This window comes from Aliiroseovarius sp. B-4, from assembly GCF_056857795.1.
The window spans coordinates 398,115-417,638 of record NZ_JBSXNV010000039.1; the positions used below are offsets into that span (position 1 = coordinate 398,115).

Sequence of the window (19,524 nt, forward strand, 5' to 3'; positions counted from 1 at the left end):
ATTATTGCATATTGGATCCAATTTGCAATATGAGGAATTGAACACCCACTCTCGCGCCACTCACGTCCACCTTCTTGGCCTGATCCGACCCAACAGGAGACCTCCCGATGAACACCGACATTTTCACAGGCTGCATTCCGGCCCTGATGACTCCATGCACGCCCGATCGCAAACCAGATTACGATGCGCTGGTTGCCAAAGGGTTGGAGTTGATCGCCGCAGGCATGTCTGCCGTTGTATATTGTGGGTCGATGGGGGATTGGCCGCTTCTGACCGATGAAGAGCGGATGGAAGGTGTTGCCCGCCTGACCGCCGCCGGCATCCCGCTCATTGTCGGCACCGGCGCGGTGAACACCAAGATGGCCGTGACCCATGCCGCCCATGCCGCCAAGGTCGGCGCGAAAGGCCTGATGGTGATCCCCCGTGTGTTGTCACGCGGCTCGTCACTGGACGCCCAACGGCATCATTTCTCGGCCATTCTGTCTGCCGCGCCCGATCTGCCTGCCGTGATCTATAACAGTCCCTATTACGGCTTTGCGACGCGCGCTGACCTGTTTTTTGCGCTGCGGGCCGAGCACCCGAACCTGATTGGCTTCAAGGAGTTTGGTGGCGCGGACGACCTGCGCTATGCCGCCGAGAACATCACTTCGAAAGACGATGATGTCACTCTGATGATCGGTGTCGATACCACGGTATTTCATGGCTATGTGAACTGTGGTGCGACCGGAGCGATCACCGGAATCGGCAACGTTCTGCCACGCGAGGTGCTGCACCTTGTTGCCCTAAGCAAGAAGGCCGCCGCTGGCGACGTCACAGCCCGCGTAAAAGCACAAGAACTTGAAGAGGCACTTGGCGTTCTGTCCAGCTTCGACGAAGGGCCCGATCTTGTTCTGTATTACAAGCACCTGATGGTGATGACGGGCGACGATGCCTATCGCACGCATTTCAACGAAACCGATGCGCTGACCGATGCCCAGCGCAACTATGCGGAAAGCCAGTTTCACCTGTTTCGCAACTGGTATGCGGCATGGTCCAAGCAGGAAGGCATCGTTTCGGAATGCGCGTGATCGACAGCCATACCGAAGGCGAGCCCACTCGTGTCATTCTGTCGGGTGGCCCTGATCTTGGCACCGGCAGCCTGACCGAGCGCGCCCGACGGTTGCGTGATGATCACGGATGGGTTTATGCCGCAACTCTGGCAGAGCCACGCGGCCATGATGCCATGGTCGGCGCCCTTCTGGTGCCGCCGTCAGACCCGACCTGCGTGGCGGCCGTCATCTATTTCAACACGGTTGGCAATCTGGGCATGTGCGGGCACGCCACCATCGGGCTGACCGCAACTTTGGCGCATTTGGGGCAACTTGACCCCGGCACCCACCGTATTGAAACCCCAGTTGGTGTTGTCTCTGCCCAACTGTTCGACCGGAACACCGTGCGTGTCACCAATGTCGAAAGCTACCGCTTGCAGGCCGGTGTCACGGTCGATGTCGATGGCATCGGTCCTGTCACCGGAGACATCGCGTGGGGCGGCAACTGGTTCTTTCTGACCGAGTTCGACCAGATCGACCTCAGCCCGGACAACATCCCTGACCTCACTCAAGCCGCCAGACGTATTCGCGCAGCGTTGCAGCACGCGGGAATGACCGGAAAAGATGGGGCCGAAATTGACCACATCGAATTGCTCGGTCCACCAAAATCCGCCACCGCGCAAGGCCGGAACTTCGTGCTCTGCCCCGGTGGGGCCTATGACCGCTCGCCCTGCGGCACGGGGTGTTCAGCCAAGCTTGCTTGTCTGGCCGCAGATGGAAAGCTCGCAGAGGGCGCGGTCTGGAAACAGGAAAGCGTGATTGGCAGCACCTATGACTGCACCTATGTGACCCGCCCGTCTGGCGGCATCGTGGCCACCATTCAGGGTCGGGCGTTCATCACGTCCGAGGCGACCTTGTTATTCAACGCCGACGATCCGTTTCGGGGTGGTATTCGCATCAATCATCGCGGATGCTGATGCCCTGCAAAAGTATCACGCCATGTTCTGTGGAGACCCCGAATGACAAAGGAACCCATCGATATTGTCGTCATCGGCGCAGGGATCATCGGGGTCAGCACGGCACTTGAACTTCAGGCAAGGGGCCGCATCCCCTTGCTTGTCGATCGCAAAGGGATCGCCGCAGAAACCTCGCGCGGAAACGCGGGCGCCTTCGCTTTTTCGGAAGTCGAACCCCTGGCCACGCCGGGCATCATGCGCCGGGCACCCAGGTGGCTGTTGGATCCGCTGGGTCCGCTTTCGATTCCACCGGCCTACGCGTTGAAAATCGCACCCTGGATGTTGAAATTCTGGCGGGCCAGTTGGTCGGATCGGTATGATCGCGCGGTCACAGCACAGACCCGCCTGATGCAACATTGTGAGGCCGCGTTTGAACGACAGCTTTCCCGGTTCGGGGATCCGAACATGATCCGCCGCGAGGGACAGTTGGAGCTTTATGAAGGCGCAAGCGCGTTCAGAGAGGCGCAACCCAAATGGCAGCGTCGAGCCGATCTTGGGATCAAGGTGCATCTGTTGGATCACCCCGATGCCATCGCCGAAATCCAGCCAGGCCTGAGCCGGAGATTTACCCATGCCGGGTTCACTCCCGGCTGGTTCAACACCACCGACCCTCAGAATTGGACCGAGATGCTGGCCCAGAGATACGCCGATCAAGGCGGTCGGGTTGGGACGCTTGAGGTCCACGACATGACCCCCCGCTCGGATCACATCGAACTCGTGACCGACCAGGGCCGCTTGTTGGCCAATCAAGTCGTCCTCTGTGCAGGGGCATGGTCGCACAAGCTGGCCGCAAAGATCGGGGATGCCCTCCCGCTTGAAACCGAACGAGGATACAACACCACGTTTGACCACACATCTGTTAACCTGAAAACACATCTGACCTTTGCCGCGCACGGATTCGTCATGTCAAAGATTGGGGATGGATTGCGCATCGGAGGTGCGGTCGAGTTGGGTGGATTGGACTTGCCCCCCAACTATCGCCGGGCGGAAATTCTGGTGCGGAAAGCCGCATCATTCATGCCCGGTCTGGATGCGTCGGGTGGCAGGCAGTGGATGGGCTATCGGCCGTCTCTGCCTGACAGCCTGCCGGTCATCGGGCCGTCCAGCGCGGGTGATCGAATCCTCTATGCCTTTGGTCACGGGCATCTGGGTCTGACCCAATCGGCTGGCACCGCCGAGCTGGTGGCCGATCTCGCGGCACAATCAAAACCCGCGATCGATCTTGCACCATTCGCCGCCGCACGGTTCTGACGCTCTCGGCCGGGTAGCTACTGATCCTGACGCACGATGTTTGTGACAAGCACATCATGAACAACTTCGCCCAACAAGCTGGTCGCAACCTCGCGCAAGGCGCGGCGCAGGTTGGTCAGACGGCTTGTTTGCGTAAACACACCATCAAAGCCTCCAGTGTTTGCGTGGTTGAACATGACCTGCAAGAACTCGTCGCGCAGTTTCGGTTCGCGCTGATAGACGGCCTCGCGTTTGCCCGTCGTGACCTCCAGACTAAGCGAGAGCACGACAAGCGCCGTCACTTTTTCTTCCTTCACGATTGGGATCACGAACTGGTTGTTTATCTTAACAAATTCAGCGTCCACATCCGCCTTGACCGGGTTAGGGGAAGCAGTTTGACTGTCATCCTCACCATCGGCATCGGCGCACGTTTCTGGGATCTCAGCTGCGGGCGGTGGCTTCAGAAAATACCCTGCGCCACCCCCTGCGGCCAACCCCATCAGTGCCAGCAAAATTGGAAAGATCTTTCCCATGACTGCCCCTTTTAGAACGGCAAGATGATGTCGGTGACCTGCTGGCCGTAACGTGGTTGCTGAACGTCAGTGATCTGGCCACGCCCGCCATAGGAAATGCGCGCCGATGCAATCTTGTCATAAGAGATTTCGTTCTGACGCGAGATATCCTCGGGCCGCACGAATCCCGTCACCAGAAGTTCGCGCAGTTCAAAATTCACGCGCACCTCTTGTGTACCCTGAATCTTCAAAACGCCGTTGGGCAACGTGCCGATCACCGTTGCGGCGACGCGCAGCTCAAGTTTTTCGTTGCGCTTCACCGACCCGTTTCCATTCGACGCACTGCTGGGCGAGAGCGACACCGCGTTTGCCATCGACGCGCCTTCGGTCAAGTCTTTGTCGATGGATTGCGGCAGGCCGAAGAAGTTGGGAACCCCCATCTCCTCGGACCCGGATCGCGCGCGTTTCGAACTGTTCGAGAACTCGGCCCGATCATCTATTTCGATAACCACGGTCAGAATATCCCCGGCCTGCTGCGCCCGCCGGTCCCCCAGCAGGGATTGACGCCCGCCGCTCCACAGGGACGCCCGCATGGGCGAACCTTTGGCTGGTGCCGTGCGCGGCAGGGCCGAGGCGCTCATCGCGACGTGCTCTGCGCTCATCTCTACCGGGTTAAGCTCTGGCGCCTTGCCGATGTCATTTATACGGCCGCATGCCGAAACAACCATCAGGGTAAGAAGTGAAAGAATAAAATGGCGCATGGAAAATCCTTCGGGCTTGTTAACGCGTATGTGAGACAGAGACCGTTCCGTCCGCCAGAACGGACCCGGTGACGGTGCTGCGAGACGACAGGTTCAGGATGCGGACACGATCGCCTATGCCCGCCCGGCCAAGACTGCGACCTTCGGCAAGAATGGTCAGTGGGCCCGAGACATAGGCCAGCGTCACGATTTGATTGCGTTCGACAAGTGCGGGTGGGCCAATATCGTTCACCATGACTGGGCGACCTGCATACAGCACCACGCGTGCCTCTTGCCCGACCACATCCTCGATAAACTGGAATCCGCCAGGAAGATCAGATGGGATCAGTTCAACGTCTTGCGCCGTGATCACCGCATTTGCGCGAAGATTGCGCGCGGCGACCACTGTGTCGGCGCTGGCCAGACCGGCCGAGGCAACACACATGACAAGACCAATAAGCGCGCGCATCACCGCACCTGTGTTGTTGCAGCCAGCATCTGGTCGGCGGCGGTTATGACTTTCGAATTCAGCTCGTATCCACGCTGCGCTTCGATCAATTCGGTGATTTCACGCACAGCATCAACCGAGCTGTTTTCAAGATAGCCCTGTCGCAACGTGCCGCGCCCATCTTCACCGGGTGCACCAACAAACGCGGGGCCGGAAGCTGGCGTTTCGCGAAACAGATTCGATCCGATTGCTTCAAGACCCTTTTCATTGGTGAACCCCGCCAGGCTGAAGGCCCCCAACAATTCCGGTTCAACGGCATCTTCGAAATAGGCATAAACTTCGCCATCGGCATTGATCGAGATGGATCTTGCATCGCTGGGAACCGTAATCTCGGGCGCAACAGCATACCCGTCCGAGGTTACGATCAACCCGTCGCCGGACAATTTCAAACCGCCATCGCGCGTGTATCCTGATCCGCCCGACGGTAGCGTCACCTCGAAATAGCCTTTGCCTTCGATGGCGATATCCAGATTGCCATTGGTTTGTGACAGCGTGCCTTGCTGCACCAGCATCGAGACTGATGTGGGGCGCACACCCAGACCCAGTTGAATTCCTGTGGGCAACGCTGCGCCATCCGCTGCGCTGATGGTGCCGGCACGGGCCATCTGCTGATAATGCAGATCGGCAAACTCTGCGCGTCGCGCGTTGTATCCGGTCGTGGACATATTGGCGAGGTTGTTCGATATCGTCTCGACCCGCATTTGTTGCGCCAACATACCTGTGGCAGCGATGTTCAATGCACGCATTGTAAACCCCCTTTATCCGGCGATGGTTTTCAGGACGGAGCGGATGCGTTCGTCCTCTTTCTCAAGAAATTTCTGGCCCAGTTCGTAGCTGCGTTGGACTTCGATCATGCGGGCCACCTCGGAAATCGGATCGACATTCGATCCTTCCACAAAACCCTGTAGAATGGCGACGCTCTCCAAAATGGGTTCCATCCCACCGGGCGCTTCAAAGCGAACGCCATCACGGTGCAGAAGGTCAGTCTGATCGATGGGGGCATACAGTCCGATCTGCGCCACGGCCCGGCCGTCAATTGACAATGTGCCGTCGGCCGCAACCGAGACAGCCTGCGCGTCTGGTGGCACAAAGACAGGGGCGCCGCCGCCATCCAGCAGGCGATAGCCATCGGGCGTGGACAGTTCGCCCTCGGCCGACGGAGCAAACGACCCGGCACGCGTTAAAAACTGACCATCGGGACCGTCGAGCAGAAAAAACCCCGCACCTTCAATCGCAAAGTCAAACGCGCCGCCGGTTTGGACCAATGCACCTTGCTGAAGATCAAGAGCGCGCGCATTCGCCGTGGCCATCGACAGCGAAGGATCTCCCGGGGCCAGCGCTTGAATATATTCCGAGAATACAACACCTTCCCGCCGGAACCCGGTCGTCGAAGCATTTGCGATGTTGTTCGCGACGGTCTGCATTTCGCGCATCAGACCAGATTGACGGGTCAGCGAGGTGTAGCCGATGTTGTCCATGCCTATCCCCCTGCGATCAGCGGGATCACCCGCAGTTGAAAGAATCCAACCAGAGTCTCGGTCATGAAACCCATGCTGGCCCAGAACACGACAACGATCGCGAGCAATTTTGGGACAAAAGTTAGCGTCAGTTCCTGAATAGAGGTCAGCGCCTGAAGCAGGCCAACGATCAACCCGGACAACAGCGCCACGGTGAGGATCGGCACCGAGATCACCACCGCAATCCATAGACCCGCACGCAACGTGTCGTAGAAGATGATTTCGTCCATCATCAGATCGGCATCCTTAAAATTTCCTGATAGGCCTCGACGACCTTGTCGCGGACGGTCACGGCGGTTTCGACGGCCAGCTCGGTCTGTGCCAGTGCCTGCACAAGGGCGTGCGGGTCAGCATTGCCCGACAGGGCGGCCATCGCGGTTTTCTCGCCCTGCTGGACAGTTTCGGCAAAGCTGGTGGCGACCGTCGCGAACGGGTTCGTGCTTTGTTCGTCCAGCGGGGCGGGTGTCGCGGCCTGTCTGGATGCAGCGTATTGCTGAGCGGCGAGGGTTGATCTGATATCCATCTAACAGCTTCCTATCGGCGCAGAAGGTCAAGCAGGCTACTCGACATTTGCCGGGCCTGATCGAACATCTTGAGGTTGGCTTCGTAACTGCGTTGTGCTTCGCGGGCGTCCGCAATCTCGATCACAAGGTCAACGTTTGACCCTTGATAGTATCCGGTCTCGTCCGCCAATGGATGAGCGGGGTCGTAGATCGCCGGCAATTCCGTCTGATCCAGTATCACCCGTCCCGAACGCACGGCTCCGGTGGCTTGCCCACCGTCCATCACCGCTTCGAAACTGGCCAGCTTGCGGCGGTACCCGGGCGTGTCGGCATTGGCGATATTCTCGGAGATATAGCGCAGGCGGTTTGCCTGGCTCTGCATTCCGGAAGCGGCGGCTGCGACAGAGGATCTTAAGTCATTCATTTTGCGTCACCTCACCTGCGGCCGAGCGCTGTGCGCATGATGCCAAGCGACGTTTTGTAGACGGTCAAGGCAAGATCTTGGTCGCGTTTTGCTTCTGCGGCGGCCATCATCTCGGTCTCTAACGCGACAGAGTTCCCGTTGGGCGACATGGCCCCGGCGCGGTAGACCATGTTCGGCTCAGCATTTGCCTGATCAACAGACCCGGTCAGGTGGCGCGCGCGGGTGGCTTGCATCGCCCCGCCATTGTTTTCACGAAACGTTTCGGCAAATGATGCAATATCTTTCGCGCGGTATCCGGGTGTATCGGCATTCGCGATATTCTGCGTAATGACCGACTGTCGGGCGGCGGCATGTTTTGCCAGCCCCACGGCTTTGGTCAGGATTTCCATTTTTTCAAACATCGGGGCTTCTCCCTCGATTGGCTTCAACCAAGGCTTAACCCTGATTCCTTTAAAAACAGTTTCAGCAAATGATGGGAGATGCCGAGTGACCCAAATCGGATTTGAACAATTGGCCGCCGAAGTGTCGTCGGTGCGAACCGTCTGCCATGTCGGACGCATCGTGGAAATCGGGCGCGGCACAGTGCGGGTGCGCGGGTTGTCATCGGTCGCCGCGCAAGCCGACCTTGTCGACATTCAACCCAGAACCGGGCGCGCACGTATGGGAGAGATCCTGAATCTGAACGCTGAAACCGTGACAATATTGCCTGACGGAGATGTGGAAGGTCTGCAAATCGGGGATAAGGCTGTCTTGCAAGGGCGCGCCGAGATTGCGCCTGACGACAGTTGGATCGGTCGGGTGATTGACCCGATGGGACAGCCGCTGGATGGGCGCCCGATATTACGAGGCACGCATGCTACCCCACTGCGAGGGCAGCCTGCAAACCCGACAGAGCGGCGCGCCCTTGGTGCCCGGTTGGAAACAGGGCTGGCCGCGTTCAATACGTTTCTGCCCATCGTGCGTGGGCAGCGAATCGGATTGTTTGCCGGATCCGGTGTCGGTAAATCGACATTGCTGGCGAAACTCGCGCGTGGTGTGCAGGCCGATGTCGTTGTGATTGCCCTGATTGGCGAACGCGGGCGCGAGGTGAAGGAATTCGTCGAACGGGTTCTGGGGCCCGAGGGGATGAAGCGCGCCGTTGTGGTCGCGGCCACATCGGATCAATCGCCCATGGTCCGGCGACGTTGTGGTTGGGCTGCTATGACGGTGGCCGAACATTTTCGGGATCAGGGCCAGCATGTTCTGCTTCTGGCAGACAGCGTTACCCGATATGCCGAGGCGCATCGCGAAATCGCGCTGGCGTCGGGCGAAAGCGGAAACTTGCGGGGCTTTCCTCCGTCGACCGCACAACAAATCACAACGCTTTGCGAACGTGCTGGACCGGGTGCAGGCGCGGCGGGCGACATCACCGCCATATTCTCGGTGCTGGTGGCCGGGTCGGATATGGAGGAGCCAGTTGCCGACATTCTGCGTGGGGTGCTGGATGGGCATGTAGTCCTGGACCGAAATATTGCTGAACGCGGGCGTTTCCCGGCGATTGATTTGCTGCGCTCTGTGTCACGCGCTCTGCCAGAGGCCGCGACGGATGAAGAGAATGCCTTGATTTCAAAAGGGCGCAAGCTGCTTGGACAATACAGCAGATCGGAAATGATGATCCAATCCGGCCTTTATACGGCCGGTTCCGACCCTGCGTTGGACCAAGCCATAGCGGCCTGGCCCGATCTGGATGCCTTCCTGACCCACGCCGAAGTAAAAGACAGCACGGCGAGCTTTCAGCGTCTTGCGGCATGTATGGCAACCTAGCGCGGCTTCATCTGACCTAGGCGGCGGACTCATGGAATTCGAGCCACAGGCGTACCGATGCAAGTTTGATCGTTGCCAGAAAGTTGCGTTACGTTTTCTCATACCGCGTTGCGATGCGGCGGGAAGAGGCTTTGATGCGCTCGAAGAAGCGTTCGATTTTGTTGCGTTCCTTATAGATTCCCTGTCGAAATCCTTGGGCAACTTACGATTTGACCTGGGTGGGATCACGTCGATTGCACCTTGTTCCCAGATCATCTCGCGGATCCAATCGGCGTCATATGCCTTGTCCGCCAGTACGTATTGACCGGGTTGCAGAGCGTTCAGAAGTCGCTTTCAGGGCGGGGCATCATGGGCCTGTCCGGGCGTCAGCTCGAACCGGATCGGCAGGCCGTCCTGGTTGGTAAACGCTTGAATTTTCGTACTTAAGCCGCCGCGCAAGCGCCCGAGGCAACGACGCGGGTTGTTTTCTGAGCGTGGTAGCCGAATGGTGTGCCCGCACGGTCGTGCCATCCACCATGACCATATCGACGTTGTGGGCGTCGGCCACCGCCTCCATGATCCGATCCCAGTGGCGCGCATAGCCCCAACAATTGAAGCAGTTGTAGATCGTGGTCGGCGGACCGTATTGCTCGGGCAGATCGGCCCAGGGGATGCCCGTGCGAGGGACGTAAAAGATGCCATTGATCACGCGGCGATCATCAGCACGCTTCACGCCGCGTGACTTGTTGGGAAGTGCTTGTTGGGAAGTGCTTGCTTGATAAACTCCCACTCTAAATCGCTCATATCCGACCGCGCCATCTGTCTGCTCCCGCATGTTGTCTTGCGAGAAATGAATCACAAGCCTATACGAAAGAGCAGAAATTATCGGGTGTACCGCCTAGATCGTCTGAAGCAAACTCAGCGCAATCGCACCGCTTGACATTGACGCGTCGCCAGATGCGATTTGTGAGCGAACAAGGAAAAGCCGGTTTAACTCGTCCACTTTGTCCTGATCCGCAAACTGATCGACAGTGCTGCTACCCAAGTATTGGTCGGCCTTGTCCCGAAAGGTTGCCAGTTGCTGGTCGATGTCGACGGACCCGAACGCGCTTGGCAAACCAAAGGCTGTTTGGAACACCTCGCGCAAAGGTGGGTTGCCCATGATCTTGTACCATTTCGTATCGTCCGATCCGGACCCGCGAACAATTTCAGACAACTGGTAATCCAGTGTCATAGCCAACCGCATGTCGGCATCCTGCTCACCCACCGCAATTTCGAACTGCTTCTGCCGATAGGCATCGGCGACCCTGGACCCGAAATCCGAGATCTGGGTGCGCGGAATGTTGTAATCGCCAAACCCGAAATCCTTAGCGAACTCCAAATACCGTTTATCCGACAACTTGTTGGCCAAATCACCGGTGTCCAGCGTGCCATCGTCCAACACCTTCTTCACAAAATAGGTGCTGTTGATGTCGTCGCCCAACCCGTACGCACCCAAAGCCACACGCAACAGGCGGCGATCACCGACCAGATCTTCACTCGTCTTGATCGACCCGATTTTTTCTTCGAAATACTGTGTGTCCCGCTGGATTTCAGGCGAAGCATTGAACGCGGTCTGTTGCGCAGCCTGTGTGCGCTTCAGGAACGCCCAACCCGCCGCGCCGCCCATGGGTATGACGGGCTGAAAGCTCATGACAATCGCGCACCCAGCAGACGTTCCTCGCGCGGCAACAAGGCCCGTAATTGCTTGAGGGCGAGGTAGTGCTGATCCTCAAGCACGGCCGACGTCGCCAAGGACAGCAGGTCGCGACTGTCCACATCCGTCAGAACTTGGCTCAACTGCTCGATCCCACGCAAAAGTTGCAAGTGCGCATCGTCTTTGGTGACATCACCCGACAGAACAAGCTGTGCGATGTAACAGACCCTGCGTACCGGGGTATTTGCATCCTCGGGATGGATGGCATCCCGCAGTCGCAGGATGTTTGCATTCGGCGTCACGATGGACAGACGCGACCTGCGATCGCCGTTTTCGATCACGGCCCCATTGATCAAGACGCGTTCCTTTGGGCTGAGCTTCAGAACAAGGCCGCTCATGACGCACCCTCCGACTGCCGCAACCCGCGCATGATGGCTGTGTTGATATCCACGAGAACGGAAACATCTTCGCCTTCGGATAGAATCTTGCGACTGTGGTCAGCCGTAAACTCGGCCAGAAAAAATATGCGCGCCCGCAGTTCGTTGGGCAGACCGTTGCCATCATCGGCGACATCCGCCGCAAGCACGGTCCACAGACGCCGGTTTTCATGAAGGGCTGCGGCCAGATCAGCGAAGCCGGTGGTTCGCGCCCGGCCCAATTGGTGCGTAACCTTTGCAAAAGCGTCGTATTCAGTTCCGCGAGATGTGCGCAACGGTGCGCGGGAGGATGTATTATAGGCCGTTTTGGCCAAGGTGACTGCGTTCACTGGGATTTCCTTCCTGTGACGGGAAACTTACAGAGGGTGAGGTGAGGGCGCCATTTTGGCGCCCTCGTGTCAGTTTAGCGGAACAGTGACAGGATGTTCTGCGGCGCCTGATTCGCAATCGACAGCGCCTGCGTGCCAAGTTGCTGCTGAACCTGAAGCGCCTGCAACCTTGCCGAGGCTGCTTCCATATCAGCGTCAACCATCGCGCCGATGCCGGCTTTCAGTGAATCCGACAGTTTGCCCACGAAGTTGGATTGAATTTCAATCCGACCTTCAACCGAACCAAAGGTGGCCGAAGCATCAATCGACGTTTGAATCATGTTCTCAATCGCACCAAGGGCTGCATCCGCGCCACCGCTGGTCGAAACATCCATGGTGGCCAGACCTGCCAACCCACCAGACCCGCGCGACGCGCTGAACGAGAAGGCCGCATCAGCATTGGTTTCATTGGTGATCACCAGCTGCGCTGCATTGGTGTCGATGTCCATACTGAAGCTGTTTCCATCAAGCCCCTGCGCGACCATCGCGTTCTTCATGCCCGCAACCACGGATTCCGCTGTGTCACCTTCCTTGACGACATAGCTTCCTTGCACCGTCCCTATCGTCAGAGACAGTTGATCGCCAACAACCAGTCCGGTGGTCACGGCAGTATCCACCCCGGCCGCATCCGGCATCACTGCCGCAGTCGCAGTAGCGCCACCAGAGGCGTCAAGGAACGCAAACGTGTCCAGTGTGATCGAGTCGTTGGTGCCACCATCATTGGCATCGATCACACCGGCTGTGCCGGTATCCGTTCCGACCGAGGCAGCCGCCGCGGCCAACGCCGTGCCCGCCGTCAGCGACAGGTTCTGTGCGTCGACACCGATCGAGCTGGTGACGATGGATCCATCTGCTTTCCGGTCAAGCGACGACAGGACGTCGACGCCCGTGTTGCCATTGGCGTTGGTTCCGGTCTGCGAGCCATCCACAAGGTTCAGACCGTTGAATTGCGCCGCGCCGACGACGGATGTGATCTGGTTGCGCAGCGCGACGATGTCGGTTTGGATCTTGCCACGGTCAACATTGTCTTCCTGCGCCGCCACAATCTTGGATTTGATTTCCGTCAGCAGGTCGGTCACGGTTTCCGACGCCTGACGCGCAACCGCAACGGTGCTTTCGCCCAGTGACAAGCTGTCAGAAATGCCCTTGAAGCCTTTCACATCCGCTTCCATCACTTTGGAAATCGCCCAGACCGCTGCATTGTCTTTGGCTGAGCCGATGGCCTTGCCGGTCGAAATTTCAGCCTGCGTGCTGGCAAGGTTGGAATTGATGGATTTCAGTGTCTGAAGTGCGACCATCGCACTGTTATTGGTCAGAATACTGGACATTCGATTTTTCCTTCGTTCATTGGCGCTTTGCACCTGATTTCGTAGCCGCCGGTTGCGGCGGGTCTGCAAGTCTTTCTGACCGTTGCGTCGCCATAAATCCGGCACGCGCCATCCCTCAGGATGCAGAACTAAAATGAGACGAATGATCTAAAGGAAGTCTGAATCCATACAGTTTGCTTGCCTTCAATTTGAGACAATTCTTTCCTGATCAGGCTTTCCGTTCAAAGCTGGATCCCCGCTTCGACAAATCTTGCGCCCGCCCTTCGCGTGTATAGGTGCGCAGTTCCGACTGACCCTTCATCAGCGCATCCAGTCGCTGTTTCACAGCTCGAATCCCGCGCACCGTTGCCGCCAGCAACTGCTGGTTTCGATCTGCCCGATGGCGAAGCCGTTCAAGAGCCGGTTGGTCTGCCTCCAGCGACTTCACAGAGTTCAATAACCGCTCCTTTTCAGGCACCAGCCGCGTCAGCTTTTCGATTTCGCCTGAAAGGATAAAGACCCTTTCCCGCTCAAGCAGGTCTTCAAGTGCGTTCATAGCTGTAGGGGCGCTAGAGTCCTCCATTATCTTGTTCCTTCAACGCGTCGAACAGAGATTGAGCCAACCCAATGCCGCCTGATTTCACCATTTCCTCGGCCTGCGCCTGACGTAGAAACGATGCGAACTGATCCTCACCCGCACCACCTCCGAAACTGTCGGGTGTTTTGCCGATCCCTGCTGATTTCAGCATTTCGGACAGGAAACTGGCCTCCAGCTTGCGGGCAACATCCATCAACTCCGCGTCATTCTGCCCTTTGGCGTCAGCATTTGGTTGTGCACCCATACGGTGCGTGGATCCAACTGCGTCCATTTTCCGATCCTTTTTGACGACAATTTTCTTGGTTATCGCAGCAAGCGGTAAAGAACTGGTAACTTGCAACTGGCATGGTCGCCTTATCGGAGTCAGAACACCCGGGACATGACATGCAATTTAACCCCGCCATTCAGCCAATTGGACCCAGCGATGCCGAACACCGGCCGAGCCTCCGGTCGGCAAAATTGTCAACTGCGCCGGGTGTGGACACGCAGACGAGCATCTCGTTTTCTCTGGGTAAAGACAGGTCCAATATTGGATCGACAATGGAGCCTCCTGCAGTCGCCCGCTTTCTGCCTCCTACCACGCAGGCGGAAACGGCTCCCATTCAGGTCGATCCACAGACCGACCTCAACAGCCAAAACGCGGAAATGACCAAACCAAGGGATACGAATGACCGTATGATGGCTGGGCCAAAAATGCCTGACGCGCCCCGCGCTGCTCCAACAAACGTCACGGCAAAGCCAAACCTTGAGCGCGATCCTGATTTACCGGAAACACCCGCACAAAACGAAGACGAACAGTCCGAGGCCGTGACAGTCCCTGTATTCGCACCTGAAACAGCACCAGCATTTGTCGGGCTTGTGGGCTGGAATGCAGGTGGACCGCCCGGTCACAGCCCGGCATCCGCCATCGGTTCATCACCAACAAACGCATATCCAAGCGAGAATCCCAAACCAGGTACCGCCGCGCCGGTCACGCACAGCCCGCTTGCTTCACAGGACGCCTCCACGCTATCCGTCACCATTCCCTCTGACCCGATTGTGACCATTGTGGCTGCGGCGGACACGGCCGTTCAAACGCCGCCTTTAGTTCCTGACGCCAAATCCGCAGGCCCTGCACTTGCGTCACCCATACATCAACCGATCGCAGGATCGCCCGAATCAAATCCTGTCGCGGCGACCCCTGCCGCGGTGCCACATGATTCTGTGAAAGAGGGGTCACGCTCGCGGATTGCAAATGACCCCGTGCAACCAATACAACAACAATCCCCGCTCCTTGATGGGTCAATGCGCAGCGAAACCAAAGCCGTTACACCACAATTGCCGCCATCGCCCTCACCTTTGGCAGCGTCCACTTCGATTGGCGTGTCAACTCCGACGAAATGGTCTTTGGACGACCCAATCACCGCCGCCGAGGTGTTTGTTGCATCGGACGACCCGCTCCCTGATCTGAGCGCGCCGCATCTTCGCGAGGCGGGTCAGCCTGCGCAGCTGCCCCGTTCGGCATCCGAATTGCCACGGCTTATCGCCACACAATTGGCCGATGCGGTTCGATCAAACCCTGACAAACCGATCGAACTGACCTTGAACCCCGAAGAGCTGGGACGCGTTCGGATGAGCTTTCAGACCGAGGCAGCATCCCTGAATGTCATCCTTCAGGTCGAACGCCCCGAGACGCTGGACCTGATGCGCCGCCATATCGAACAACTGGCGCAGGAGATGCACGAACTGGGCTATGACAAGGTCAGCTTTTCATTCCAACAGCAACGGCAAGACACAGCTTCGAACGGGCAGTCCCTGCCGACCGCGCAACAACTGTCGACAACCCGAACCGATCCCGTTGACCCGCTTGAAACGCAAGACGTGGTTCAGGTCCATGTCGGTGGTGCCACCGGCATGGACATTCGGATCTAGAAAGGAAACCCAATGGATGTATCTCAAACCCTGCCCGCTGCGTTGACGGCGGGACCTGCACAATATTCCGAAGGGACGAAAAATGGCGATGCCGTGATCTCTTCTGATTTTGAAACTTTTCTGAAAATGCTGACCGCTCAGATGGAAAATCAGGATCCGTTGAACCCGATTGAATCTTCCGATTACGCCGTGCAGCTGGCCACCTTCTCAGGCGTCGAACAACAGGTGCGGACGAATGATCTGCTTGACGGGCTTGGGACAAAACTTGGCCTGATGGGGCTGTCCGATATTGCCGGATGGGTCGGGATGGAGGCGCGCGTCGCCGCCCCCGTTCAGTTTGATCAGACGCCGATCACACTTGTACCGCAACCAGCCATCGGTGCTGATGAAACAAGGTTGGTCGTCAAGAACGCGGCTGGCGACATTGTCGAGAACAAGATTATCCCGACCTCGACCGACCCGGTTCAATGGGCCGGTGTGGATCAGTCCGGCATGCCGTTCCCGCGTGGTGTCTATTCGTTTGAACTGGTCAGTTCCGGCAACGGTGTTCACCTTTCAACCGACCCGGTAGAGGCTTATAGCAAGATCACCGAAAGCCAGAATGCAGATGGCAATCTGTGGTTGATCCTTGAAAGCGGTCAAAAGATTCAGGCGGACACGGTGTCAGCGATCCGCGAGCCGTGATTGATACGGTTGCCCCTGACCCTTTCGCATCCTAGCTTGGCGCCGGTTTGAACAGGGGCCACGGGAATGGACGAAAAGCTAAGGCAGACAAAGCGCGAGCAATTGCGGCGCATCTGGTCAGATGCGTCGGTGATCCCGGATGCGGCTCATTGGTCCCTGCTGACAGGTGGACGCACCAACCTGATTTGGCGCGTCGATATGCAAGATGCTCCGCCCTTGGTCTGCAAATTGTTCATTCCCAACACCGCCACGCCGCTTTTCGCCAATGACGGAACCCGCGAGGCGCTGGCGTTGCGTGCATTGAGCGGGTCACGCATGGCGCCAGAGCTTGTGGCTTTTCAGGACAGCACCCTTGGTGAAACGATGGTCTATCAGCACATCGACGGCCACCCCTGGAACGGCGATGTGACAGCGGCGGCACAAGCAATGGCACGGCTGCATGCACGCACGCTGCCGGTTGGACTGCCGGAATTGACCGTCACACCCGCCTCACTGATTGCCGATGGTCATGGCATGTCCCCATCCGGCCTGACCCCACCGCCGCCCGTTCCGCAAGCCCTGCCTGACGCCCACCGCGTATTTCTGCATGGCGACTTCGTTCCCGGCAATATCATCGTGACCTCCGATGGGCTGCGACTGATCGACTGGCAGTGCCCCGCCGCTGGCGACTCCAGCGCCGATATCGCAATGTTTCTGTCCCCGGCGATGCAGATGCTCTATGGCCACCGCCCTTTAAGCAAGAATGAAATCGCGCGTTTCCTGTCGGATTATCTGCATGCGAGTCAGGACGCCCGGGCCATCGCGCGTTATCATGCGCTGGCCCCGCTGTATCACTGGCGTATGGTCGCCTATTGTCACTGGAAAAGCGCCCGCGGCGATCAGGACTATGCCCGCGCAGCCTCGCTTGAACTGGACGCGTTAGAGCAGGCTTGACACCCACACGGCGACAAGGGCCAAACCACCACCCAGCGTCACATATCCCATCGCCCGAGCGGGGCGCGCCCGGTCGGTTTCCGGCGGTGGTGTGGATTGTCGGATCAGTGCCGCTTCAGCCAGTTCTGGCAAACGCGGGCCGAACCGGGCCAGCACCCGCACCGTCCGCGCCAAATCGCTTAACAGCGCCTTTGGCCCGATCGAGTTGGCGATATAGCTTTCGACCACCGGCTTTGCGACCTGCCAGATATTGATATTCGGGTTCAGCGACCGGGCCACACCTTCGACAACCACCATGGTGCGTTGTAACAAGATCAGCTCGGTGCGGGTTTCCATCCCAAATTTCTCGGTTACTTCGAACAGATAGGACAGCAGCCGACCCATCGAAATCTGCGTGGCATCCATGCCGAAAATCGGTTCGCCCACAGCGCGCAGGGCGCGGGCAAATTCCTCGACATTGCGGTCGGCGGGCACGTAACCCGCTTCGAAATGAACCTCGGCCACGCGACGATAATCGCGGGTGATGAAGCCATACAGGATCTCGGCATAAACGCGGCGGGTGTATTCGTCAATTCGCCCCATGATGCCGAAATCAATGGCGATAATATCCCCGTTTGCTGCAAATTTCAGATTGCCTTGGTGCATATCGCCATGAAACAGACCGTCGCGCAGCGCGTGTGACAGGAACAGTTGCAGCACCCGTTCGCCCAGCCCATCCATATCCAGCCCCGAGGCGCGAATGGCGGGCAAATCGTTTGCCGGAATGCCCTCGCCCCAACCCAATGTCATGACGGTCCGAGCCGACAATCCCCAATTGACCTTGGGCACAACGAACCCGGCATCATCTGCGGTGTTTTCGGCAAACTCACTGGCCGAGGCGCTTTCCAGCCGCAAATCCAGCTCGCCCATCACCACGCCCTCGAAATGTTCGACCACATCAGTGGGACGCAGGCGGCGGGTGGAGGGCAGCAAGAACTCGATGACACCGGCCGAGAAATGGAATGCGTCGATATCGGTGCGAAACGCGCGTTCAATATACGGGCGCAAAACCTTAACTGCGACTTCCTCGCCTGTGGCTGCGATGCGCGCGCGATGGACCTGCGCAATCGACGCAGCGGCGACGGGTTCTGAAAACTCCGAGAACACCTCGTCGATCTTGATGCCCAGTTCCTTTTCGACCATCCGCCGGGCAACGGCAGACGGAAACGGGGGAAGCTTGTCCTGCAGATATTGCAATTGATCCGACAGCTCCGCACCAACCACGTCGGGGCGTGTCGATAGAATCTGGCCAAACTTGATATAGGCTGGGCCAAGCGCCGTGATCGCGCGCGTCAGGGGCGGCAGAGACGTATCGCCCTTCTTGCCCAACCACGCAAAAGGAAAGCCCACAATTCGCGCGGCCATACGAATGATCGGCGGCGCGTTCATCGCATCCAGCACGACACCCATCGCGCCCGTCCGTTGAAAGGTCGCACCGGTGCGGATCAGCCGCCAGATGTTGTGGGGTCCGCGCATCCTAGATCTTCCATCCCGAATGCAGTGCTGCGATGCCCATGGACAGGTTGCGATATTTCACATTTTCAAATCCGGCGTTGCGGATCATTTGCGCGAACGTCTCTTGATCCGGAAATTTGCGAATGGATTCGACCAGGTATTGGTAGCTGTCGGCGTCATCAGCGATCAGTTTGCCCATGCGGGGGATCACGTTGAAGGAATAGAGATCATAGAGCTTCTGCATGCCGTCATTGGGAAGCTGGCTGAACTCCAGCACAATCAGGCGACCGCCGGGTTTCAGCACGCGGTAAGCCTCGGACAGGGCATCTGCGATCCGCGTCACGTTGCGGATGCCGAAGCTGATCGTATAGCGGTCAAAGCTGCCATCCTCGAACGGCAGCGCCATCGCATCGCCGACGACCCATTCCAGCCGGTCAGCTTTGTTGGCGACGTCTGCGCGTTTGCGTCCTTCGACCAGCATCGACTCGGTCATGTCCAGCACAACCGCAGATGCCTTGGGTGCGCGATCCAGGAAACGGAACGAGATATCGCCAGTGCCCCCTGCGACATCCAAAAGCCGTTGACCGTTCCGGGGGGCCAGCCAATCCATCATCGCGTCTTTCCAAACGCGGTGGATGCCAACGGACATGACGTCATTCATGATGTCATATTTCGACGCGACATTGGTGAATACGCCATGGACCATGCGGGCCTTGTCATCCTCGGCCACGGTCTTGAACCCAAAATGGGTTGTTTTTGTTTCGGATGTGCTCATCGGGCTTGCCCATTCCTTGCGATTGATCCCTCATATCCCGACGAATACCCACGCACAATGG

26 protein-coding genes and 1 pseudogene are annotated in these 19,524 nt (G+C 58.1%); 7 read left to right on the plus strand and 20 right to left on the minus strand.

All coding sequences use genetic code 11. The features are described 5' to 3' along the window. Positions 1-107: 107 nt before the first annotated feature. The 3 genes from AC13C8_RS12895 to AC13C8_RS12905 are packed head-to-tail and all read left to right on the plus strand — an operon-like array spanning position 108 to position 3,295. The gene (locus tag AC13C8_RS12895; protein ID WP_482847671.1) at positions 108-1,067 is read left to right on the plus strand and encodes a dihydrodipicolinate synthase family protein; all 960 of its coding nucleotides are present in this window, start codon (positions 108-110) and stop codon (positions 1,065-1,067) included. Then, positions 1,058-2,005 (plus strand): 4-hydroxyproline epimerase, encoded by a 948-nt coding sequence (locus AC13C8_RS12900; protein ID WP_482847673.1) that lies wholly within the window; start codon positions 1,058-1,060, stop codon positions 2,003-2,005. The genes AC13C8_RS12895 and AC13C8_RS12900 overlap by 10 nt, the downstream gene beginning before the upstream one ends. A gap of 42 nt (positions 2,006-2,047) precedes the next feature. Further along, positions 2,048-3,295: an NAD(P)/FAD-dependent oxidoreductase gene (locus tag AC13C8_RS12905; protein WP_482847675.1), complete on the plus strand. Its 1,248-nt coding sequence runs from the start codon at positions 2,048-2,050 to the stop codon at positions 3,293-3,295. Between the two features lie 17 nt (positions 3,296-3,312). Here AC13C8_RS12905 and AC13C8_RS12910 read toward each other — a convergent pair whose 3' ends face one another. From AC13C8_RS12910 to AC13C8_RS12950, 9 genes are read right to left on the minus strand one after another with little or no spacing between them, the layout of a single operon-like run. Then, positions 3,313-3,807: a flagellar basal body-associated FliL family protein gene (locus AC13C8_RS12910; RefSeq protein ID WP_482847676.1), complete on the minus strand. Its 495-nt coding sequence runs from the start codon at positions 3,805-3,807 to the stop codon at positions 3,313-3,315. An 11-nt stretch (positions 3,808-3,818) separates the two neighbouring features. Continuing rightward, positions 3,819-4,547, minus strand: coding sequence for a flagellar basal body L-ring protein FlgH (gene flgH, locus AC13C8_RS12915; protein ID WP_482847677.1), 729 nt, complete (start codon positions 4,545-4,547; stop codon positions 3,819-3,821). A gap of 19 nt (positions 4,548-4,566) precedes the next feature. Beyond that, complete coding sequence (gene flgA / locus AC13C8_RS12920; protein WP_091427772.1) at positions 4,567-4,995, minus strand: flagellar basal body P-ring formation chaperone FlgA; 429 nt, start codon at positions 4,993-4,995, stop codon at positions 4,567-4,569. Continuing rightward, positions 4,995-5,780 (minus strand): flagellar basal-body rod protein FlgG, encoded by a 786-nt coding sequence (gene flgG / locus AC13C8_RS12925; RefSeq protein WP_091427773.1) that lies wholly within the window; start codon positions 5,778-5,780, stop codon positions 4,995-4,997. The genes flgA and flgG overlap by 1 nt, the downstream gene beginning before the upstream one ends. A 12-nt stretch (positions 5,781-5,792) precedes the next feature. Beyond that, positions 5,793-6,512, minus strand: a complete 720-nt coding sequence (locus AC13C8_RS12930; protein ID WP_482847679.1) for a flagellar hook-basal body complex protein — start codon at positions 6,510-6,512, stop codon at positions 5,793-5,795. A 2-nt stretch (positions 6,513-6,514) separates the two neighbouring features. After that, complete coding sequence (locus AC13C8_RS12935) at positions 6,515-6,784, minus strand: flagellar biosynthetic protein FliQ (RefSeq protein WP_482847680.1); 270 nt, start codon at positions 6,782-6,784, stop codon at positions 6,515-6,517. After that, on the minus strand, positions 6,784-7,074 hold the full coding sequence (fliE, locus tag AC13C8_RS12940) for a flagellar hook-basal body complex protein FliE (RefSeq protein WP_091427778.1): 291 nt from the start codon (positions 7,072-7,074) through the stop codon (positions 6,784-6,786). The genes AC13C8_RS12935 and fliE overlap by 1 nt, the downstream gene beginning before the upstream one ends. Positions 7,075-7,085: 11 nt before the next feature. After that, positions 7,086-7,478: a flagellar basal body rod protein FlgC gene (gene flgC, locus AC13C8_RS12945; protein WP_091427780.1), complete on the minus strand. Its 393-nt coding sequence runs from the start codon at positions 7,476-7,478 to the stop codon at positions 7,086-7,088. 11 nt (positions 7,479-7,489) lie between these two features. After that, entirely contained in the window at positions 7,490-7,879 is a 390-nt protein-coding gene (locus tag AC13C8_RS12950) for a FlgB family protein (protein WP_091427782.1), read from the minus strand. 85 nt (positions 7,880-7,964) lie between these two features. On the opposite strand from AC13C8_RS12950, the gene AC13C8_RS12955 reads away from it, so the two are divergent. After that, complete coding sequence (locus tag AC13C8_RS12955; protein ID WP_482847682.1) at positions 7,965-9,281, plus strand: FliI/YscN family ATPase; 1,317 nt, start codon at positions 7,965-7,967, stop codon at positions 9,279-9,281. 93 nt (positions 9,282-9,374) lie between these two features. On the opposite strand, the pseudogene AC13C8_RS12960 reads toward AC13C8_RS12955, so the two are convergent. From AC13C8_RS12960 to AC13C8_RS13000, 9 genes and pseudogenes are all read right to left on the minus strand, one after another. Next, positions 9,375-9,605, minus strand: a pseudogene (locus AC13C8_RS12960) (hypothetical protein); the annotation flags it as partial. 22 nt (positions 9,606-9,627) lie between these two features. Continuing rightward, entirely contained in the window at positions 9,628-10,095 is a 468-nt protein-coding gene (locus AC13C8_RS12965) for a transposase (RefSeq protein ID WP_482847684.1), read from the minus strand. 63 nt (positions 10,096-10,158) lie between these two features. Next, a complete protein-coding gene (locus tag AC13C8_RS12970; RefSeq protein WP_482847686.1) occupies positions 10,159-10,953 on the minus strand; it encodes a DUF1217 domain-containing protein in 795 nt (264 codons plus the stop codon). Next, entirely contained in the window at positions 10,950-11,354 is a 405-nt protein-coding gene (gene flbT, locus AC13C8_RS12975; RefSeq protein WP_091427787.1) for a flagellar biosynthesis repressor FlbT, read from the minus strand. The genes AC13C8_RS12970 and flbT overlap by 4 nt, the downstream gene beginning before the upstream one ends. Further along, positions 11,351-11,722: a flagellar biosynthesis regulator FlaF gene (gene flaF, locus AC13C8_RS12980; protein ID WP_482847688.1), complete on the minus strand. Its 372-nt coding sequence runs from the start codon at positions 11,720-11,722 to the stop codon at positions 11,351-11,353. The genes flbT and flaF overlap by 4 nt, the downstream gene beginning before the upstream one ends. Before the next feature lie 74 nt (positions 11,723-11,796). Beyond that, positions 11,797-13,089, minus strand: coding sequence for a flagellin (locus tag AC13C8_RS12985; protein WP_091427790.1), 1,293 nt, complete (start codon positions 13,087-13,089; stop codon positions 11,797-11,799). Positions 13,090-13,297: 208 nt separating this feature from the next. Then, positions 13,298-13,651 carry a hypothetical protein gene (locus tag AC13C8_RS12990; RefSeq protein WP_482847691.1) on the minus strand — a complete coding sequence of 118 codons (354 nt, stop codon included), beginning with the start codon at positions 13,649-13,651 and terminating at the stop codon, positions 13,298-13,300. Continuing rightward, positions 13,638-13,910, minus strand: a complete 273-nt coding sequence (locus AC13C8_RS12995; RefSeq protein WP_482847879.1) for a rod-binding protein — start codon at positions 13,908-13,910, stop codon at positions 13,638-13,640. Before AC13C8_RS12995 ends, AC13C8_RS12990 begins: the two co-directional genes overlap by 14 nt. Before the next feature lie 643 nt (positions 13,911-14,553). Further along, positions 14,554-14,688, minus strand: coding sequence for a hypothetical protein (locus AC13C8_RS13000; protein WP_482847693.1), 135 nt, complete (start codon positions 14,686-14,688; stop codon positions 14,554-14,556). Positions 14,689-14,950: 262 nt separating this feature from the next. On the opposite strand from AC13C8_RS13000, the gene fliK reads away from it, so the two are divergent. The 3 genes from fliK to AC13C8_RS13015 all read left to right on the plus strand — a co-directional run bounded on the left by fliK (position 14,951) and on the right by AC13C8_RS13015 (position 17,194). After that, entirely contained in the window at positions 14,951-15,577 is a 627-nt protein-coding gene (fliK, locus tag AC13C8_RS13005) for a flagellar hook-length control protein FliK (RefSeq protein WP_482847695.1), read from the plus strand. Positions 15,578-15,589: 12 nt separating this feature from the next. Continuing rightward, on the plus strand, positions 15,590-16,261 hold the full coding sequence (locus AC13C8_RS13010) for a flagellar hook capping FlgD N-terminal domain-containing protein (RefSeq protein WP_482847697.1): 672 nt from the start codon (positions 15,590-15,592) through the stop codon (positions 16,259-16,261). A 66-nt stretch (positions 16,262-16,327) separates the two neighbouring features. Further along, the gene (locus AC13C8_RS13015) at positions 16,328-17,194 is read left to right on the plus strand and encodes a phosphotransferase (RefSeq protein ID WP_091427797.1); all 867 of its coding nucleotides are present in this window, start codon (positions 16,328-16,330) and stop codon (positions 17,192-17,194) included. On the opposite strand, the gene ubiB is transcribed toward AC13C8_RS13015, so the two are convergent. Together ubiB and ubiE are read right to left on the minus strand one after the other, a co-directional pair. After that, the gene (ubiB, locus tag AC13C8_RS13020) at positions 17,180-18,709 is read right to left on the minus strand and encodes a 2-polyprenylphenol 6-hydroxylase (protein ID WP_091427798.1); all 1,530 of its coding nucleotides are present in this window, start codon (positions 18,707-18,709) and stop codon (positions 17,180-17,182) included. The genes AC13C8_RS13015 and ubiB overlap by 15 nt on opposite strands. Position 18,710: 1 nt before the next feature. After that, complete coding sequence (gene ubiE, locus AC13C8_RS13025) at positions 18,711-19,463, minus strand: bifunctional demethylmenaquinone methyltransferase/2-methoxy-6-polyprenyl-1,4-benzoquinol methylase UbiE (RefSeq protein ID WP_482847699.1); 753 nt, start codon at positions 19,461-19,463, stop codon at positions 18,711-18,713. Between the last annotated feature and the right edge of the window lie 61 nt (positions 19,464-19,524).